Origin of the sequence: Enterobacter sp. SENG-6 (genome assembly GCF_001605945.1) — a bacterium.
GTDB classification, from domain to species: Bacteria; Pseudomonadota; Gammaproteobacteria; order Enterobacterales; family Enterobacteriaceae; genus Enterobacter; species Enterobacter cloacae.
This window is the reverse complement of sequence record NZ_LOMM01000011.1, coordinates 250,149-268,774: the sequence shown is the minus strand read 5'-3', so window position 1 is coordinate 268,774 and position 18,626 is coordinate 250,149. Positions and strand designations below refer to the sequence as shown.

Sequence of the window (18,626 nt, the reverse complement as noted above, 5' to 3'; positions counted from 1 at the left end):
TCTCTCAAAGTTTGTTTTCTCCCTCTCCCTGTGGGAGAGGGTCGGGGTGAGGGCATCAGGCCGCACTCCCCTTTACGAATATTTCTTCGTCCGCCGTGTCGGTGCCGTATTCGCCGGATCGTCCGGCCAGACATGTTTGGGATAACGCCCTTTCATCTCTTTTTGCACTTCACGGTAGCTCCCCGCCCAGAATGCGCCCAGATCGCGGGTAATCTGCAGCGGGCGATGCGCAGGTGACAACAACTCAAGCACCACGGCCACGCGCCCTTCGGCAATGGATGGCGTGGTCGCCTCGCCAAACATCTCCTGCATCCGTACCGCCAGCGCCGGTGGATTATCCTCGTGATAACGAATGGCAATCCGGCTGCCGGTCGGCACAGTGTAATGCCCTGGCAGTTCACTATCCAGACGTTGACGTAACGACCAGTCGAGTAAATTCTGTAACGCGACCTTAACATCAAGCGCTTTTAACGCCCGCAGCGAGTGTACACCGCTCATTTGCGGCAGGAGCCAGGTTTCCAGCGACGCAAGTAACGTGTCATCATCCACCGCCGGCCAGGCATACTCGGGCAACCAGCGCGCGGCGCAGTGCAGACGAATACGGTACTGCTCGGCCTCCGGGGTCCAGTTCAGAACACCTAAACCTTTTTCGCGAATACCGTTCAGCATTGCCTGGTGCAACTCCTCTTCCGATGGCTTTGCCAGCGGCTTCGTCGCCAGGGTCAGTTTACCTATCTGGCTACGACGAAATGCCTTCAGTGTACCCTGCGCATCATCCCACTCGACGATGTCGGACTGCTGAAGCAGCTGCGGACAGGCGCGCGTGAGGGCATCGATATCCACAGCCACGGCCTGCAAAATTCGGGCATCGGGCGAGTGACTACCCTGCAACAAGAGCGGCGCAATCAGCCATTCATGGCGCGTCAGGGCGTCATCGCTGTCCAGCATCGCGCCCATGCCGTTTGCCAGCTGGTAGCGTCCATCCAGCCCGCGACGACGCGCAATCCTGTCGGCAAATGCCTGCGCCAGGAGAGGCGCAATGCTGTCAGCGTCCGGCGTACCACCACGGCTGTTAAGCCGTTTACAGAGCTGCTGCGCGCGCTGCTGCCAGTTCCCCTGATTACGTGAAAAGGCCTGCACCAGATCGCAATTTGCACCACGAGGCGGCTCCTCAAGGATAGCCGCCAGTTTCGCCGCCGTAGCAATTTCATCATCCCCCTGAGCGGCCACCAGCATCGCGGCCAGCCGGGGATCGTTACCCAGCGCGGCCATTTTCTGCCCACGTGATGATAGCCTTTCGCCGTCCAGCGCCCCTAGCTGGGTCAGCAACGCGCGCGCCGCCGCCAGGTTTACCGCGGGAGGTGCATTGAGCCAGGTTAACTGCGCGGGATCGGGGCAACCCCACTGCAACAGTTCCATGATCAGCCCCGAAAGATCGCTTTGTAAAATTTCCGGCGTGCTCTGCACAGCCGCGCGTTCGGCCTGTTCTGCGCTGATGAGATGCACATAGATGCCCGGCTCAAGACGCCCGGCACGGCCAGCTCGCTGAACCATCGACGCCTGGCTGATGCGTTGCGTTAGCAGCTTTGTCAGCCCGGTGCGCGGGTCAAAACTGGCTACTCTCTCCTGGGCGCTGTCCACCACCAGGCGAATGCCTTCAATGGTCAGACTGGTTTCGGCAATATTGGTGGCCAGTACCACTTTACGCTGCCCCGTTGGCGCGGGAAGGATGGCCTTGCGCTGGTCACTCAACGACAGTGCGCCGTGGAGCGGGCAGAGCAATACGTCGCTGCCCACCCGGGCGGCAAGCTGCTCCTGCACCCGCTGGATTTCGCCAACGCCCGGCAAAAACAGCAGCAGCGAACCGGATTCCTGACGAAGCAAGTCAGCCGTGGCGATCGCCACCGCTTCATCGAAACGCTGATGGGCAGGAAGCGGCTGATAGCGGCGTTCAACCGGAAACGCGCGCCCTTCGGAGGTGATGACCGGCGCATCCGGTAACGTCTGCTGTAGCCGCTCGTTATCCAGCGTGGCCGACATGATGAGCAGTCGGAGATCGTCCCGTAACCCCTGCTGGACGTCCAGCAACAGCGCCAGCGCCAGATCCGCCTGCAGGCTGCGCTCGTGAAACTCATCCAGAATCACCAGCCCGATGCCGGACAGTTCCGGATCGTTTTGCAGCATACGGGTGAGGATCCCTTCGGTCACCACTTCAAGCCGCGTGGACGGGCCGACGCAGGTTTCGGCGCGCATACGGTAGCCTACCGTCTCGCCCGGTTTTTCATTTAGCAGTTCCGCCAGGCGCTGCGCCACGTTGCGCGCAGCCAGCCTGCGCGGCTCCAGCAGGATAATCTTCCCGCTGATAATGCCTGCGTTGAGAATGTGCAGCGGTAGCCAGGTGGATTTACCGGCACCCGTAGGGGCGTTAAGTAAAACCTGCGGGGCATCCTGCAAGGCAGCGAGCAGTTCAGGAAGGACGACGGCGACCGGCAATGAGGACACTAACAGCTCCAGAGGGTTAACATTAGTCGGCGTACATTGTAGCATCGGCGCATATCATTACCGAGTCCCCTGTATGTCTGAGTCGAAACGACTGTTTTTCGCCATTGAGCTGCCCGCACCGATCCAACGGCAAATTGTTCGCTGGCGCGCCGAACACTTCCCGCCCGAAGCGGGCCGCCCGGTTGCTGCGGCAAACCTCCACCTGACGCTGGCTTTTCTGGGCGACGTCAGCGGCGAGAAACAGCGCGCCCTGGCGACGATGGCCGGTCGGATTTCCCAACCGGGATTTACGCTGCCCCTTGACGATGCGGGGCAGTGGCTCCGCTCCCGCGTCGTCTGGCTGGGGACGCGCCAGCCGCCGCGCGGATTATTACAGCTTGCGAATATGCTGCGCGCCCAGGCGGCGCGCAGCGGCTGTTACCAGAGCCCGCAGCCGTTTCATCCTCACATTACGCTACTGCGCGATGCCGGTCAGGCCGTTGCTATCCCGCCACCGGGCTTTCACTGGGCCTTTCCGGTGACCTCTTTCGCGCTGTACGAATCTGTTTTTTCACAAGGACGCACCCGCTATACGCCGCTCCAGCGCTGGACGCTGGGCGATACCCTAAGGAATTCTGATGAAGTTTAGTCCTGCACTGCAACACGCCACGCTTATTCAACGCTACAAGCGTTTTCTCGCTGATGTCGTCACCCCTGAAGGGGAGCCGTTAACGCTGCACTGCCCCAACACCGGGGCAATGACGGGATGTGCGACACCGGGTGACACGGTCTGGTATTCCACTTCAGAAAATACTAAACGCAAATATCCTCACACCTGGGAAATGACGCAAACCCAACAAGGGGCTTTTATTTGCGTTAACACCCTGCGCGCGAATCAATTAGTTAAGGAGGCTCTGACTAACGGAACCCTTCCCGAACTGGTGGGTTATGGCACCCATAAATCTGAAGTGAAATATGGCGATGAAGGCAGCAGAATTGACTTTATGTTACAGGCGGAAGACCGTCCCGAGTGCTATATTGAAGTCAAATCAGTCACGTTAGCGGATCAGGAAAATGGCTATTTCCCGGATGCAGTCACGCTACGGGGACAAAAGCATCTGCGGGAGCTGATGAGTGTTGCGGCGGCGGGCAAACGCGCCGTACTGCTGTTTGCGGTTTTGCACTCAGCCATTGAACGGTTTTCTCCAGCCCGCCATATTGATCTTAAATACGCGCAATTGTTGAATGAGGCACAAAAGCAGGGGGTAGAGGTTTTGGCTTATAAAGCGGAACTTTCTGCCGATAATATGACTCTGAGATCCTCTCTTCCCATTGTCTTATAAGGGAATAGACGATTGATGAATAAGTGTTCTGGCCGCGTGCGCAAATACGCTTTTCCTCACAGGCTTGTCAAGTGTTACGTTTAGATAATTGCCATACGGAAAAGCATCTGCTATTTATAGCGACCTGATTTTTCCCCCAACACGGGGATCGATAGTGCGTGTTAAGGAGAAGCAACATGCAAGAAGGGCAAAACCGTAAAACATCGTCCCTGAGTATTCTCGCCATCGCTGGGGTGGAGCCGTATCAAGAGAAACCGGGCGAAGAGTATATGAATGAAGCCCAGCTGTCGCACTTCAAGCGTATTCTTGAAGCATGGCGTAATCAACTCAGGGATGAAGTCGATCGCACCGTTAGTCATATGCAGGATGAAGCGGCTAACTTCCCGGATCCGGTAGACCGTGCCGCTCAGGAAGAAGAGTTCAGCCTTGAACTGCGTAACCGTGACCGCGAGCGCAAACTGATCAAAAAGATCGAAAAAACGCTGAAGAAGGTCGAGGACGAAGATTTTGGCTACTGCGAATCCTGTGGTGTTGAAATTGGCATTCGTCGCCTGGAAGCGCGTCCGACCGCCGATCTGTGCATCGACTGTAAAACGCTGGCAGAAATCCGCGAAAAACAGATGGCGGGTTAATCCCGGTCCTGTTTACCCACTCCAAAGGCGGGAGTCTCTCCCGCCTTATTACTGTTGATATGTCTGAATCTCACTATATCGGGCGCTTCGCGCCATCCCCCTCCGGTGAATTACATTTCGGCTCGTTAATTGCCGCTCTCGGCAGCTACCTGCAGGCTCGCGCACGCCTGGGTAAATGGCTCGTCCGCATTGAAGATATTGATCCTCCACGTGAAGTTCCCGGTGCAGCAGACACCATTCTGCGTCAGCTGGAACATTACGGTCTTCACTGGGACGGCGAAGTTGTCTGGCAATCAACACGTCACGACGCCTACCGGGAACGTCTGGCCTGGCTCGCTGAGCAAGGGCTCTCATATAACTGCACCTGTACCCGCGCGCGCATACAGAGCGTGGGGGGCGTCTATGACGGCCACTGCCGCACGCTCAACCACGGCCCGGAAAACGCCGCCGTTCGTCTGATCCAGCGTGCCCCTGTGCTCCACTTTAACGACCTGCTCTCTGGCGACATTCATGCGGATGAACGGCTGGCGCGAGAGGATTTTATTATCCACCGCCGTGACGGGCTGTTTGCCTATAACCTGGCGGTGGTGGTGGATGACCACTTTCAGGGCGTTACCGAAATTGTGCGCGGAGCCGATCTGGTTGAACCTACGGTGCGGCAAATAGCGTTGTATCACCAGTTTGGCTGGACGGCGCCGGATTACATTCATCTGCCGCTGGCCGTCAACGAGCGGGGCGATAAGCTGTCGAAGCAAAACCACGCCCCCGCCCTGCCAGAGGGCGATCCGCGCCCCGTTTTGATCGACGCGTTACGATTTCTCAACCAGAATGTAACCAACGAATGGCAGGATCTTTCCATTGACGAATTGCTGAAACAGGCCGTTGCCACCTGGTCGCTCACGAGCGTGCCAAAAATCCAGCATTCTCAAATGCGTTGCGCTGAGCTATGATTAGCCGCTTTTTTCATAACAAAACACACTACGAGGTGTACCATTTTTACCCGAGTCGCTAATTTTTGCCGTAAAGTGCTAAGCCGCGAAGAGAGCATGGCGAATGACGCTATTGCGCAACCACAGATGTCGGTTATCCCGCGTGAGCAGCACAATATTTCCCGCAAAGATATCAGTGAAAATGCCCTCAAGGTGCTCTATCGTCTGAATAAAGCGGGCTACGAGGCCTATCTCGTTGGCGGTGGAGTACGTGATTTACTGCTGGGCAAAAAAACCAAAGATTTCGACGTGACGACCAGCGCCACGCCCGAACAGGTGCGTAAATTATTCCGCAATTGCCGTCTCGTTGGTCGCCGTTTCCGTCTGGCACACGTCATGTTTGGGCCGGAAATTATTGAGGTGGCGACGTTCCGTGGTCACCACGAAGCGGGCGCATCCGATCGCACAACTTCCCAGCGCGGCCAGAACGGTATGCTGCTGCGCGACAACATCTTCGGTTCGATCGAAGAAGATGCCCAGCGTCGCGATTTCACCATCAACAGCCTTTACTACAGCGTGGCGGATTTCACCGTGCGTGATTACGTCGGCGGCATGCAGGATCTGAAAGAGGGCCTGATTCGCCTGATCGGCACGCCGGAAACCCGGTATCGCGAAGATCCGGTGCGTATGCTGCGCGCCGTGCGTTTCGCCGCCAAGCTGGATATGCGCATCAGCCCGGAGACGGCAGAGCCGATCCCGCGTCTGGCGACGCTTATCAATGACGTACCGCCTGCCCGCCTGTTCGAAGAAGCGCTCAAACTGCTGCAAGCTGGTCACGGATTTGCCACCTATAACCTGCTGCGCGAATACAACCTTTTCCAGCCGTTATTCCCGTCCATTACCCGCTACTTCACCGAAAATGGTGACAGCCCAATGGAACGCATGATTGCACAGGTGCTGAAGAATACCGACACCCGTATCCGCAACGATATGCGCGTGAACCCGGCGTTCCTGTTTGCGGCGATGTTCTGGTATCCGCTGCTGGAAACCGCTCAGCGCATTACCCAGGAGAGCGGCCTCGCCTATTATGACGCTTTTGCCCTGGCGGCAAACGACGTGCTGGACGAAGGCTGCCGTACGCTGGCCATTCCGAAACGTATTACCACGCTGGTGCGCGATATCTGGCAGCTTCAGCTGCGTATGTCCCGTCGTCAGGGCAAACGCGCCTGGAAGCTGATGGAGCATCCTAAGTTCCGCGCGGCCTTTGATCTGCTCTCTCTGCGTGCTGAAATTGAACGCAACCAGGAGCTGCAGCGTCTGGCGCAGTGGTGGGCCGAGTTCCAGGTCTCCGCACCGCCGGAGCAGAAAGACATGCTCACTGGCCTTGATGAAGAGCCGGTGCCGCGTCGTCGTCACCGTCGTCCGCGCAAGCGCGCACCGCGTCGCGAAGGCACGGCATGACCCTCGCGTATATCGCTATCGGCAGCAATCTGGCCTCTCCTCTGGAGCAGGTTAATGCTGCCGTTCAGGCGCTGGGTGAGATCCCCCAGAGCCGCATTGTGGCGATCTCCTCGTTTTACCGTACACCGCCGCTCGGCCCGCAGGATCAGCCTGATTACCTGAATGCCGCCGTGGTGCTGGACACCGCGCTGGATGCCGAAACGTTGCTGGATAACACCCAGCGCATTGAGCTGCAACAGGGTCGCGTGCGTAAAGCAGAGCGCTGGGGGCCACGTACCCTTGACCTCGACATCATGCTGTTTGGTAATGAGGTGATTAACACTTCACGCCTGACGGTGCCGCATTACGACATGAAAAATCGCGGATTTATGCTCTGGCCGCTGTTTGAAGTCGCCCCCGATCTCACCTTCCCGGACGGCATCCCGCTCAGGGAGATCCTGGACAACCTCCACGCAGAAAAACCCGCTCGCTGGTAAGCCTGTGCCCCCGCGCATTAGCCACAAAATAATTGTGGCTAATAGACGACCTAAAATCATTGTTCCCTCGAATGTTACTGTTAGAATGCGCAAAGATTCGCTTTGGGTTATCAGGAAACAGTATGAAACCAACCACCATCTCCTTACTGCAGAAATGCAAACAGGAAAAGAGACGCTTCGCCACCATCACCGCATATGACTACAGCTTCGCCAAACTGTTTGCCGAAGAGGGGATCAACGTCATGCTGGTCGGGGACTCGTTAGGGATGACGGTACAAGGACATGACTCTACCCTGCCGGTCACGGTCGAGGATATTGCTTACCACACCCGAGCCGTGCGCCGTGGTGCACCTGCCTGCCTTCTGCTTTCCGATCTGCCGTTTATGGCCTACGCCACGCCGGAGCAGGCTTTCGACAATGCGGCGGCCGTGATGCGCGCCGGTGCCAATATGGTTAAAATCGAAGGCGGCGCCTGGCTGGTGGAGACGGTAAGAATGCTTACCGAGCGCGCCGTGCCGGTGTGCGGACATTTGGGCCTCACACCACAGTCCGTCAATATCTTTGGCGGTTACAAGGTGCAGGGTCGCGGTGATGCCGCGCAGACGCTGTTTGACGATGCCCTCGCGCTGGAAGCGGCGGGCGCACAGCTGCTGGTGCTGGAATGTGTACCGGTTGAGCTGGCAAAACGCATCACCGACGCGCTGTCTATTCCGGTCATCGGGATTGGGGCTGGCAACGTGACCGACGGTCAGATTCTGGTGATGCACGACGCCTTTGGCATCACCGGCGGCCATATCCCGAAATTCGCCAAAAATTTCCTTACTGAAGCGGGCGACATGCGCGCCGCGGTCAGGCAGTATATTGCCGACGTCGAATCCGGTGTTTACCCGGGTGAAGAACACAGTTTCCATTAAGGAGTCTCGTTGTGCTAATCATTGAAACCCTGCCGCTGCTTCGCCAGCATATTCGCCGTGCACGACAGGAAGGTAAACGTATCGCACTGGTCCCGACCATGGGTAACCTGCATGACGGCCATATGAAACTGGTCGACGAAGCGAAAGCCCGTGCAGATATCGTGGTGGTCAGTATCTTCGTTAATCCGATGCAGTTTGACCGCGCGGACGACCTGGCGCGCTATCCTCGTACGCTGCAGGAAGATTGCGAGAAGCTGAAAAAGCGCCATGCGGACTTCGTCTTTGCGCCGGCACCCGCAGATGTCTACCCTCAGGGTACGGAAGAGTCCACGTACGTTGATGTCCCGGGCATTTCGACCATGCTCGAAGGGGCCAGCCGTCCAGGCCACTTCCGCGGCGTATCCACCATCGTCAGCAAGCTGTTCAATCTGGTGCAGCCGGACGTTGCCTGCTTTGGTGAGAAAGATTTCCAGCAGCTGGCGCTGATCCGTAAGATGGTTGCCGACATGGGTTATGATATCGAGATCGTGGGCGTGCCGATTGTACGCGCCAAAGACGGTCTGGCGCTCAGCTCCCGTAACGGTTATCTGACCGCTGACCAGCGTAAGATTGCCCCAGGATTAAGCAAAGTCATGAATAGCATGGCAGAGCAACTGTTGGCGAAAGAGCTGACCGCTGAAGAGATCGTGGCCCTGGCTGAACAAGCGCTGAACGATAAAGGCTTCCGCGCTGACGATATTCAAATCCGTGATGCTGACACGCTGCTTGAGTTAACCGACGTCAGCAAGCGCGCGGTTATTCTGGTGGCTGCATGGCTCGGCCAGGCGCGCCTTATCGACAACAAAGTGGTTGAACTGGCATAACCTTCTTACCCTCCCCTCTTACAGGAGGGGTTAACGCATGATTAAAGGTACACGTAATGATTCGCAAAATGCTGCAAGGTAAGCTTCACCGTGTGAAAGTCACGCAGGCCGACCTGCACTATGAAGGCTCCTGCGCGATCGATCAGGATTTTCTCGACGCGGCGGGTATTCTTGAAAACGAAGCGATTGATATCTGGAACGTGAACAATGGCAAACGCTTCTCCACCTACGCGATTGCCGCAGAGCGCGGGTCTAAGATCATCTCCGTTAACGGTGCCGCCGCGCACTGTGCAGACGTAGGGGATATTGTCATCATCGCGAGCTTCGTCATGATGTCCGACGAAGAGGCGCGCCGCTGGCAGCCTAAAGTCGCCTATTTTGAAGGCGACAACGAGATGAAACGCACCGCAAAGGCGATTCCGGTACAGGTTGCCTGATGCCGCCAGGAGCGGAGCCTTCAGGTTCCGCTCCTCCAAGGTAAAGAAAACATCATTCGTTTTGTATAAATAGCCTCTCCCTCATTTATTGTCCCTATTTTTTCCTCTCTTAGCATTTCTCTTATGTGAAAAAAAACATTTTTCTGAATGATATAATTAAAGGAATGATCTTTGCCATTTATAATCTAAACAATGCAATATAATTTGGCCGCAATAAAAATCGTCTCTCTCCGTTCATTCAAAACAAATTTAAAGATCATTTTCAATAACTTATCAAACATTCAATTTTTCTAATAATGGCTTTTAGCAATTTTAAATACCCAACCCATTCATAGATCCCTATCATCATTTTGCTTAAATTAAATCTGCACAATGTTTTTAAATGGAATTTAAATTATGTTAAAAAAAACGTTATTAGCTTCAGTTGTAACTTTGTTTGCAATGGGTTCTTTTTCAGCAATAGCAGACACCGATCTCGGTTTAATCACCTTTGACGGTGCGGTAACAGACACAACGTGTAATATTTCCACCGCCAATGGCGAATCACAAAATAATATTACTATTACCTTACCGGTTGTTAAAAAATCTGATGTTGAATCAACCACCGTCGATACCGGTGTCGGCTCTAAGAATTTTGAACTGCTGCTCACCAACTGCCCAGGAACATTAAAGACTGCTTCAGCAAGCTTTATGTCAAAAAATATGGGTGCCATTGCAAACGGTACTATTGAACCTGACGCCAACGTAGCAGGCGCAGCAACCAACGTTGCACTTGCCTTGTATAATAATGCCCCTACCGAATCTTCTCGTATTATGGTCGGCCAGCCTGCTAATAATACGCAGAAAGCCAATCTCACCGCCGGTTCCGGCAAGCTGTTCTATCGCGTTGCATACGTTCCGGGTTCCAACTGGGTGAAAGACACGAACCCAGTGCAGTCAGGTAAAGTCAGCGCCAACGCGTACTTCACCATGAGCTACGAATAATTTTATCCCTCCCGTTAATGTGCCCTGCTGGGCACATTTTTGCGTATTTATTGAGAGTTTACATGTACGTACTGAATATTAAGAGCGGATTAAAAGCCCTGCTGCTGGCCTCGATGAGCGTGTTTGCTCTCAACGCCAGTGCCGATATTGTGATTTCCGGCACCCGTGTCATTTATCCTGAATCGGCAAAAGACGTAACGGTGTCTATGGATAACCGTGGCACCCGGCCTCTGCTGGTACAGACCTGGCTCGATGATGGAAGAGATACCACTAACCCTCAGGAACTTAAACTGCCTTTTATTGTGACGCCGCCCGTTTCGCGTGTTGAACCGCAAAAAGGGCAAACCGTCAGAATCACCTGGCTGGGTCAGGCATTGCCAAAAGATAAAGAGTCGCTGTTCTGGTTTAACGTTCTGGAAGTTCCGCCGAAGGCTAAGGAGAGCGATAACCAAAGTATGCTTCAGCTTGCTTTCCGCACCCGTATTAAACTCTTTTTCCGTCCCACTGGGTTAAAAGGGGAACCGACAGACGCGGCCAAAAATCTTAAGTGGTCCCAAACCCGACAAGGGCAAAAAATCGTTTTAAGTGCGAAAAATGACTCGCCTTATTATGTGTCGCTGGCAAGTGCGGCGCTTATTTCAGGCGGTAAAAGTTACGAGATCGAAACGCATTATATTGAACCGTTCTCAAGCCAGACGATGAATGTGAAAAATTACACCTCATCCGGAAATAGCAAAATAACCTGGCAAGCCATTAATGATTTTGGTGGAATTGATAAGTATGAGTCTATACCGCATTGATTCCCTGTCAGCTTCAGAACATTCACAAAAACTATAATTAGCGTTGCCCTGGGACAGAGTTCATCATGCACTTTAGACGTTCGCTACTATGTTTATCGATAAGTGCGGTATTGCCGTTATGTGCATTTGCTGCTGAAAATAATAACGAAGAAGACGTGCAGTTTAACGAGCAGTTTCTTTATAACACTGGTGCATCCATTGATATCAGTCGTTTTTCAAAAGGCAATCCTGTTATTGCCGGAACCTATAAGGTGAAGATGATCGTTAACGGGAAACCTTCCGTGACCACGGATCTTCTGTTTAAGGAGAATGGCACACCGCGCGCCACTCCCTGCATCACCCCGAAACTACTCACGCAGGCAAATGTCACCACCGAGCAACTGAAACACCCTGAGGAGGATTCCGCTGACACCTGTGTCTCTATGCCAAACGCCTATCCCGGCTCGCGCGTGGCTTACGATCCCTCCACACAGGAGTTAGACCTTTCCATTCCTCAGGCTTTCGTCATTCAGCGTCCTGCGGGATTTGTCGATCCTTCACTGTGGGAAGACGGGATCCCGGTGGCCATGCTTTCATGGGATCTTAACGGCTGGCACGCAGACATGCCGGATTCCAGCACTGATACGGCCTATGCAGGTCTGCGCTATGGGGCAAACCTGGGGCCATGGCGACTTCGCGCGCGAGGCAACCTGAACTGGGATCAGGATTCCGGTACCCATTACGCCAGCCAGGATATCTATCTTCAGCGTGATATCACGCCGTTGAAAGCGCAGTTTATCGCCGGCGATTCCTATACCCGTGGCGACGCCTTCGATTCCATTAGCCTGCGCGGGGCGCGTTTATATAACGATGACCGTATGCTTCCAAATGGTATATCGACCTATGCGCCGGTGATCCGAGGGGTTGCAAACAGCAACGCCAAAGTCACGATCGCCCAAAGCGGCAATACGATTTACGAAACCTCCGTCCCCCCAGGACCGTTTGAAATCACCGATCTCAGTACAACAGGATACGGTAGCGATCTCATCGTCACGGTAGAAGAGACGGATGGGAGCAAACGTTCCTTCTCAGTCGCCTATTCTTCCGTCGCGCAAATGCTTCGTCCTGGCTACTCCCGATGGGATGTCGGCGTGGGTGAACTGCGTGACGACAGCCTGCGTGACAAACCAAAGGTGGGATATGCGACGGGCTACTATGGCTTAACCAATACCTTCACGGGGTATGCGGGCCTGGAATATACCGATAGCGATTTCTACGCCGCATTGTTGGGTATTGCCATGAATACCGGAGCTGGCGCATTCGCCCTTGATGTCACGCATTCGGATGCCCGGATCGACGGCTTACGACATCTCACGGGCGAAAGTTATCGCATCTCCTACAGCAAACTCATGGAAGCCACGAATACCTCTTTCAACGTCGCCGCCTACCGGTTTTCGACGTCTGACTATCTCAGCCTGAACGATGCGGCCTCGTTGACCAATGAGATCAAATACCGTGACAGGGAGCGTAACCCGGAACGTAACAACAGCGACGTGTATCAGACCTTCCAGCGCATGAAAAACCAGATCCAGGTGAATATCAGCCAACCGCTGAATATTGCCGATCTTGATTTGGGATCGCTGTATGTCAACTCAACCTGGCAGGACTACTGGAATGAAAGCAGTTCGTCCGCGCAATACTCGGTTGGCCACAGTCATTCGCTAAGCTGGGGAAGTTATAGCCTCACCGTGCAGCGCACCTACAATGAGTTTGGGGAAAAAGATGACAGCGTCTATCTGAACCTCACGATTCCATTCGACACGCTGATGGGTAACAGCAAGCGAGCGGGTGGATTCTCCTCACTCACGACGGGCATCGGCAGCGATTTAAAAGGCGGCAGTAGCTTTAACGCCAGCGCCAACGGCAACACCGAAGATAACCGCTTCAGTTACAGCATTACCGAAAGCACCACGCGTTACGACGATACGTTAAATCAGTTAAGCGGGTACGGCAGTTACAACGGCCCGCATGGACCGCTAAGCCTTTCCGTCTCCGCCTCAGATGACGGTACACGACAATATTCTGCCAGCTATAGCGGCGGAATGGTTCTGCACTCGGGTGGCGTAACACTTGCTCCAGGCAGCATCAGTGAAAGCGATACGCTTGCCTTAATTAAAGCTGAGGGGGCAGAAGGCGCCCGCGTCTCTATCGGAAACGGTGAAATCGGCGCCTCAGGCTATGCCCTTATGCCCTATCTGTCCGCCTACCGTGAAAACAGCGTTGGTCTTGATATCAGCGAAATGCACTCTGACGTGGAAGTGAAAAATACCCGCTCCACCACCATCCCCCGTAGCGGTGCCGTTGTGCTTGTTAACTTTGAAACCGATCAGGGGCGCTCAGTGTTAATGGAACTGATGCGTGACGATGGCGGGTTTATCCCGTTAGGCGCCGATGTGCAAACCGACCAGGGCGTATCCGTGGGTAGCGTGGGTCAGGCCGGGCAGGCCTGGATCCGCGGAATTGAAGATAAAGGGACGTTAAACATCGTCTGGGGAAATGAGCCCGGCACATCCTGTACCGTCTCCTACCACATCCCACCGGATGCGAAAAAGATTGGACCGACAACGCTGCTGACGGGCCAGACCTGCCGCGTCACAGCCTTATAAAGGGAGTTAAAACATGCTTTTTAGAGCCTGGAAAAAAACAGGGTTAGTTATTTTAAGCACGGGGCTAATGGCACTGTCGCTGGGAACACACGCCGATAATCTCGATATTACTTTTACCGCGAATATCCGTGACACCACCTGCGATATGAAAATCGAAGGCGGCAGCGGTGATGGCACCAGCAACGTTATCCCCATTGGGACTAACGGCAAGGTGCGCCTGGATTACATCATCCTGAAAAATGCCAAAGCCACGACCAACTTTAAACTCAAAATGGTCTCATGCCCGCCGAGTCTGGCATCGCTGAAAACCACCATCAGCGGTAGCGCCAGCCCGCTGACGACGGCCATTAAGAACTCACTTTCCGGCGACGGCAGTGCGGAAAATATTGGCGTGGCGATTTCCCGTACCGCCACCCCGAATACCCCCTTCGTCATTAATTCATCCACCGATACACAGCGCCTCGTCTGGTCGAGCGGAGAGATAAGTGCTGGCGAAGTTTCACTTCTGGCAACGCTGGTGGAAACCGCAAACGGCCAGGGCACGACCGGCAATTTTAGCGGTATCGCTACGTTTAATTTCACCTATGAATAACTGGCAGCAATGCGGAGCGTTGATATGAAAATGAAAATGACATTACTGGTGCTTGCAATGACTGCCACCCTGCCTTCCGTTGCGTTAAGTGCGATTACGGGGACGACGAGCGTGCAGGCAACGTTTACATCCACCATTGAGGCCGGGACCTGTAACGCGGAGATTCAAAACGCCAGCGGAGCCCCCATTGACATTTTGCCGTTTGGCGATGTGTTTAAGTCTGACCTGGTGAGCCAGAGCCGACGAGAAACCTTCAAAATCGCCTTCACGAACTGTGCCGGGGTAAAAAACGCCGCCATTCAGGCCATGCCGGGTGCAGGCGGGTCGTGTACCGGTAACGCGTATGCAGCCGGGCATAACGTCGGTTTTGAAATCTGGAAAGGCTCTGTCGACTCAGGCTCCATATTGAACTGCGCCACTGTCCCGACGTCTGTCATCAACCTGTCTAACGGGACGGGGAATTTTGAGATGGATGCGCGCATCGTCATTGCAAAAGGTAAAACAATTTCGGACGTGACGACAGGTTCGGTCAATGCGCCCGTGACGTTTACCGTGACCTATCAATAATGTTTATTCAGACAGGTAGCTTAAACAGGATGTGCCAGTCCCGCTTAATCTTAAGAAATGCGATGTCATGGCTGGCCCTCTGCCTGGGGTTTCCCGCAGCGGGTTTTGCCTCCAGCCTGGAAATGGATATGACGGCAAACATTATCAACAATACGTGCCAGGTCAGTATTCCAGAAAGTGGAAACGTAACGCTGCCAACGGTGGGGAAACCGTGGTTTTACACCGCGGAGGGCACCGATCGACTTCAACCAGCAGACCCCGCGGGAGGAACACGCTTTATGATTCAGGTTGTGGACTGCAGCGGGGATGAAGCGGGATCCGGGCAAGCGCTGCACTTTACCTTTAAACCGCAGTCTGCCCACATTGATGGGATTTCAAAACAGATATTCAGTAATGAAACATCCGCCCTTGCTGGCGGCGCTGAAAACGTGGGGATTGTAATTTTTTCTGAATCCAATAATCAAAATGTCCTCGACAGCGAGGGGCAGTCTGATGTGGAGGTCAAAATAGCGACCCCATCAGACCAACAAAGCTATTTGAAAGCGTATAACTTTTACGCCCGCTACCAAAATTACGGCCCGGTCAGCGCAGGAAAAGTGACCGCGCGCGCATTAGTCAGCGTGACATATCGCTAACAGGCAACGCTAAAAGGAATAACTATGGCACAGCGTCCTGGGATAACTGTTTCCCCATATTTTTACGGTTTTATTATTTTATTTATGTGCTTAACCATGAGCGCCTTTTACGCCCATGCAGCCGAGGAGTGTCAGGTTGGTAGTGCTAAGCCACGTTCGGTTGGCGATTTCACAGGCGGAAAACCAACGCTGAGAGCCGTTGATGCCGTCACCACTCCCACAAAAATCAGCTCACTCTATCCCTTAAGCCTAACCCCCCGGTTAATGAGCATATGCTCAGGTGGAGATGATGGAGAAAACATCTTCACCGCAACACGGGCTAACCTGCAGGTTGGCAGCATTGACGGAAAAGCCTTATTCAAAACCAATGTGACCGGCATTGCTTATGCACTGGCGTTTCGCACAAAAGGTACGGGAGTTACGGCCTATTTTGCCCCCAGCACAACCTGGTATCTGACGTTGCATATGGAAGATCAAGATGAATTATTGCGATACCAAACCTGGGAGGCCGCGGTCGAGTTTTATCAGCTTCCCAGCTTTGCCGGGGTTCCCGCAGAGGTGGTCTCCGTTGGCCCTGTCGGAGGGACTATCGGAGACTTTGGTATCGGCGATCCCTATGCGCCTAATGATGACCATCCAGGCACAACCATCAGCATCGCCGACATGGCATTTAAAACCCCTATAGAAATACCGACCTGCACCCTTACGGCTCCTAAAACCGTTGACCTGGGGGATTATGGTGTATCCGATATCGAGAACGATAAAACCATAAACGCCAATTTTGGGGTGACAGGGAATTGCACCAACACCCGTAAAGTCACCGTGAAGTTGACCACCAGTAAAACAACCGGAACTGATGGCTCATTACTCGCCAACACCGCATCGTCGAACGCGGCAAAAGGCGTGGGCGTGTTACTGAAGTGGCCGAACAACAGGCAGATAGTGCCTAATTCAACTAGCAGCTTTACCGCACAAGAGAACACTACCCTTGCCCTATTCAGCTTGTTACTTACGGCCCGGTTAGTTAAGTCTGATACAGAAAAAGTCACTTCAGGCACGTTCAGCGCCATCGGCACCCTGCAGTTTACCTACGAATAGCTTACCCCTGCGGCTGGTTGCTGATCAGCCGCGACATGGTCTCCAGCGAATCCGTTCTTAAGATGTACAGGCGTTTCAGTAAGAACGGATTATCCCCCGGCTTGACCTTCCCTTTTACCGTTGTCACTGCGAGGTGAAAACCGGCGTCATTCGCGGCTTTTATGGCTTTATTGTCATAGCCACCAAACGGATAAGAGAGATACAGCACGCGCGGGTTAAACTGCGCCAGCGCCCGGCGCGAGCGTTCGAAATCAAACAAAATCACGTGGTAGCTGCGGCTCAGTAGAATCGGATGCTTGTAACCATCCACGCGATGCAGGAAGTGCGTGTGGGACTGAATGTCAAACACGTCCTGGATGCCCTTCAATTCCTGAACGCTCATAAACTGCAGTGATTTCGGATCCCACTTCTGCGGATGCCGCTTAATGCGGGATGAGATGATAAACGCCGTGGCGTTAAACCCGTACTCTTTCAGAATCGGGTAAGCATAGCGGCTTACGGACTTTAGCCCGTCATCAAACGTAATCACCACCGATTTGGCCGGCAGGTTCAGTTTGTTACGTACATACCCTTCCAACTGATACATCGTCAGGGTGGTATACCCCTGGTCACGCAGCCAGGCCATCTGGTTATTGAACGCGCGCACGCTGGTGGTGGTAGAGGTATGCCGGAAGCGCGTGTTCTCTTCATCACGCAGAATATGATGGTAGGTCAGCACCGGGAGGCCATTATCTTCCTGCGCGTCCAGGCTGCTGATCCATGCCAGTCGGTTGCCGATACGGATTTGGTACCACGTCTGGTTTAAGCGGTCTTTGAGTTTACTTAAAACCGGATACCGCAGATTGGCGCTCAGCGTACCGAATAGCGCACTGCCGCTGGACGGCGCGTTGTACACCGGCGTGTCTTTCCAGGTGATCAGGTTTTGATTACTGAGCGGCTTATTAAGATCGCCAAGGCTGTCCTCAACGCGCTGCTTTCCCTGCACCTGCTCCAGATGGCCTTTATCGATAAATCCAGTCCCGAAGCCGAAGCGAAACTCGTAATAATCCGCAGCGGTAGGCACAACGGCAAGGATCTGTCCGGCTCTGACATGGCCGACGTTAACGACCTCGTTTCCCACCTGCGCCCAGATAGCCGCATCTTCAGTGGTTTGCATGTACTGGGCTGGAAGACCTTGCTGACTTAATAAACTGGCTGATGCCCCGCCAGAGAGAACCAGCAGGCACAGGAATAAAATACGCGTGAACATGTATGTGATATCGGTACGAATAAACTGGTGCCATTGTAACAAATGCACCATCAATACCAATGTTTAATTCTTATACAGGTCGTGAAGAAGAACGAAGGGGGGATTTTTCTGCTGTTGATGCCACAGGCTGCTGACGCCCGGCTCACCCTGCGCCACGATGGCATCGCGAAACTCTGCGCTGCTTAATAATTCACGCCGCGGATACATTAACTCAAGCAGGGGAAGATCAATACCGGAGATCACTTCGCAGCAGTCGTGTTTGTGGCTCAACAGAGCGGCCGCGCGATACGGCGCTGCGCCAGATTTATCGGTGAGAAAGATAACGCCTTCGCCAGTGTCGGTTTCATGCAGGGCATCGCACATCATCCGGCTCAGCATATTGGTGCTCAGCCCTTGCCAGTAATTCACCGCGCGACATTGCGCCAGTGGACCAAACCTGGCTTCAAGCTTTATCAACATCTCCTGCGCCTGTTCATCGTGGCAGGTAATGACCCATCCCAGCATAACTCTCTCCTTAGCA

Annotated in this window: 19 protein-coding genes; 16 read left to right on the top strand and 3 right to left on the bottom strand. The window is 54.0% G+C overall.

Features of this window, described 5'->3' with window-relative positions:
- Window positions 1-72 precede the first annotated feature (72 nt).
- Window positions 73-2,502: an ATP-dependent helicase HrpB gene (gene hrpB / locus AX755_RS07585; RefSeq protein ID WP_062856555.1), complete on the bottom strand. Its 2,430-nt coding sequence runs from the start codon at window positions 2,500-2,502 to the stop codon at window positions 73-75.
- A 73-nt stretch (window positions 2,503-2,575) separates the two neighbouring features.
- On the opposite strand from hrpB, the gene thpR reads away from it, so the two are divergent.
- The 16 genes from thpR to AX755_RS07505 all read left to right on the top strand — a co-directional run bounded on the left by thpR (window position 2,576) and on the right by AX755_RS07505 (window position 16,857).
- Window positions 2,576-3,130: an RNA 2',3'-cyclic phosphodiesterase gene (thpR, locus tag AX755_RS07580; protein ID WP_062856554.1), complete on the top strand. Its 555-nt coding sequence runs from the start codon at window positions 2,576-2,578 to the stop codon at window positions 3,128-3,130.
- A complete protein-coding gene (gene sfsA / locus AX755_RS07575; protein ID WP_013095633.1) occupies window positions 3,120-3,824 on the top strand; it encodes a DNA/RNA nuclease SfsA in 705 nt (234 codons plus the stop codon). Before thpR ends, sfsA begins: the two co-directional genes overlap by 11 nt.
- A gap of 176 nt (window positions 3,825-4,000) precedes the next feature.
- On the top strand, window positions 4,001-4,456 hold the full coding sequence (dksA, locus tag AX755_RS07570; RefSeq protein ID WP_013095632.1) for an RNA polymerase-binding protein DksA: 456 nt from the start codon (window positions 4,001-4,003) through the stop codon (window positions 4,454-4,456).
- Between the two features lie 59 nt (window positions 4,457-4,515).
- Window positions 4,516-5,406 (top strand): tRNA glutamyl-Q(34) synthetase GluQRS, encoded by an 891-nt coding sequence (gene gluQRS, locus AX755_RS07565; protein ID WP_029883633.1) that lies wholly within the window; start codon window positions 4,516-4,518, stop codon window positions 5,404-5,406.
- 42 nt (window positions 5,407-5,448) lie between these two features.
- The gene (gene pcnB, locus AX755_RS07560) at window positions 5,449-6,846 is read left to right on the top strand and encodes a polynucleotide adenylyltransferase PcnB (RefSeq protein WP_073971421.1); all 1,398 of its coding nucleotides are present in this window, start codon (window positions 5,449-5,451) and stop codon (window positions 6,844-6,846) included.
- Window positions 6,843-7,322, top strand: a complete 480-nt coding sequence (gene folK, locus AX755_RS07555; protein ID WP_047352019.1) for a 2-amino-4-hydroxy-6-hydroxymethyldihydropteridine diphosphokinase — start codon at window positions 6,843-6,845, stop codon at window positions 7,320-7,322. Before pcnB ends, folK begins: the two co-directional genes overlap by 4 nt.
- A 122-nt stretch (window positions 7,323-7,444) precedes the next feature.
- Entirely contained in the window at window positions 7,445-8,236 is a 792-nt protein-coding gene (panB, locus tag AX755_RS07550) for a 3-methyl-2-oxobutanoate hydroxymethyltransferase (RefSeq protein WP_038418704.1), read from the top strand.
- An 11-nt stretch (window positions 8,237-8,247) separates the two neighbouring features.
- The gene (gene panC, locus AX755_RS07545; RefSeq protein ID WP_062856552.1) at window positions 8,248-9,099 is read left to right on the top strand and encodes a pantoate--beta-alanine ligase; all 852 of its coding nucleotides are present in this window, start codon (window positions 8,248-8,250) and stop codon (window positions 9,097-9,099) included.
- Window positions 9,100-9,155: 56 nt separating this feature from the next.
- The gene (gene panD / locus AX755_RS07540; protein WP_003856284.1) at window positions 9,156-9,536 is read left to right on the top strand and encodes an aspartate 1-decarboxylase; all 381 of its coding nucleotides are present in this window, start codon (window positions 9,156-9,158) and stop codon (window positions 9,534-9,536) included.
- Window positions 9,537-9,932: 396 nt separating this feature from the next.
- The gene (locus tag AX755_RS07535) at window positions 9,933-10,520 is read left to right on the top strand and encodes a fimbrial protein (protein ID WP_062856551.1); all 588 of its coding nucleotides are present in this window, start codon (window positions 9,933-9,935) and stop codon (window positions 10,518-10,520) included.
- Between the two features lie 62 nt (window positions 10,521-10,582).
- On the top strand, window positions 10,583-11,320 hold the full coding sequence (locus tag AX755_RS07530) for a fimbrial chaperone (protein ID WP_013095625.1): 738 nt from the start codon (window positions 10,583-10,585) through the stop codon (window positions 11,318-11,320).
- Window positions 11,321-11,385: 65 nt separating this feature from the next.
- Window positions 11,386-13,965, top strand: a complete 2,580-nt coding sequence (locus AX755_RS07525) for an outer membrane usher protein (RefSeq protein ID WP_062856550.1) — start codon at window positions 11,386-11,388, stop codon at window positions 13,963-13,965.
- A gap of 13 nt (window positions 13,966-13,978) precedes the next feature.
- Window positions 13,979-14,557, top strand: coding sequence for a fimbrial protein (locus AX755_RS07520; RefSeq protein ID WP_062856549.1), 579 nt, complete (start codon window positions 13,979-13,981; stop codon window positions 14,555-14,557).
- Between the two features lie 24 nt (window positions 14,558-14,581).
- Window positions 14,582-15,124: a fimbrial protein gene (locus AX755_RS07515; protein ID WP_013095622.1), complete on the top strand. Its 543-nt coding sequence runs from the start codon at window positions 14,582-14,584 to the stop codon at window positions 15,122-15,124.
- Window positions 15,124-15,759, top strand: coding sequence for a fimbrial-like protein (locus tag AX755_RS07510; RefSeq protein WP_224085116.1), 636 nt, complete (start codon window positions 15,124-15,126; stop codon window positions 15,757-15,759). Before AX755_RS07515 ends, AX755_RS07510 begins: the two co-directional genes overlap by 1 nt.
- A gap of 24 nt (window positions 15,760-15,783) precedes the next feature.
- Window positions 15,784-16,857: a fimbrial protein StkG gene (locus tag AX755_RS07505; protein ID WP_062856547.1), complete on the top strand. Its 1,074-nt coding sequence runs from the start codon at window positions 15,784-15,786 to the stop codon at window positions 16,855-16,857.
- A gap of 1 nt (window position 16,858) precedes the next feature.
- Here the strand turns inward: AX755_RS07505 and AX755_RS07500 are convergent, their stop codons facing one another.
- Window positions 16,859-18,106 (bottom strand): polysaccharide deacetylase family protein, encoded by a 1,248-nt coding sequence (locus tag AX755_RS07500; protein WP_062856564.1) that lies wholly within the window; start codon window positions 18,104-18,106, stop codon window positions 16,859-16,861.
- Window positions 18,107-18,169: 63 nt separating this feature from the next.
- On the bottom strand, window positions 18,170-18,610 hold the full coding sequence (locus tag AX755_RS07495; RefSeq protein WP_013095618.1) for a PTS sugar transporter subunit IIA: 441 nt from the start codon (window positions 18,608-18,610) through the stop codon (window positions 18,170-18,172).
- Window positions 18,611-18,626: the final 16 nt, after the last annotated feature.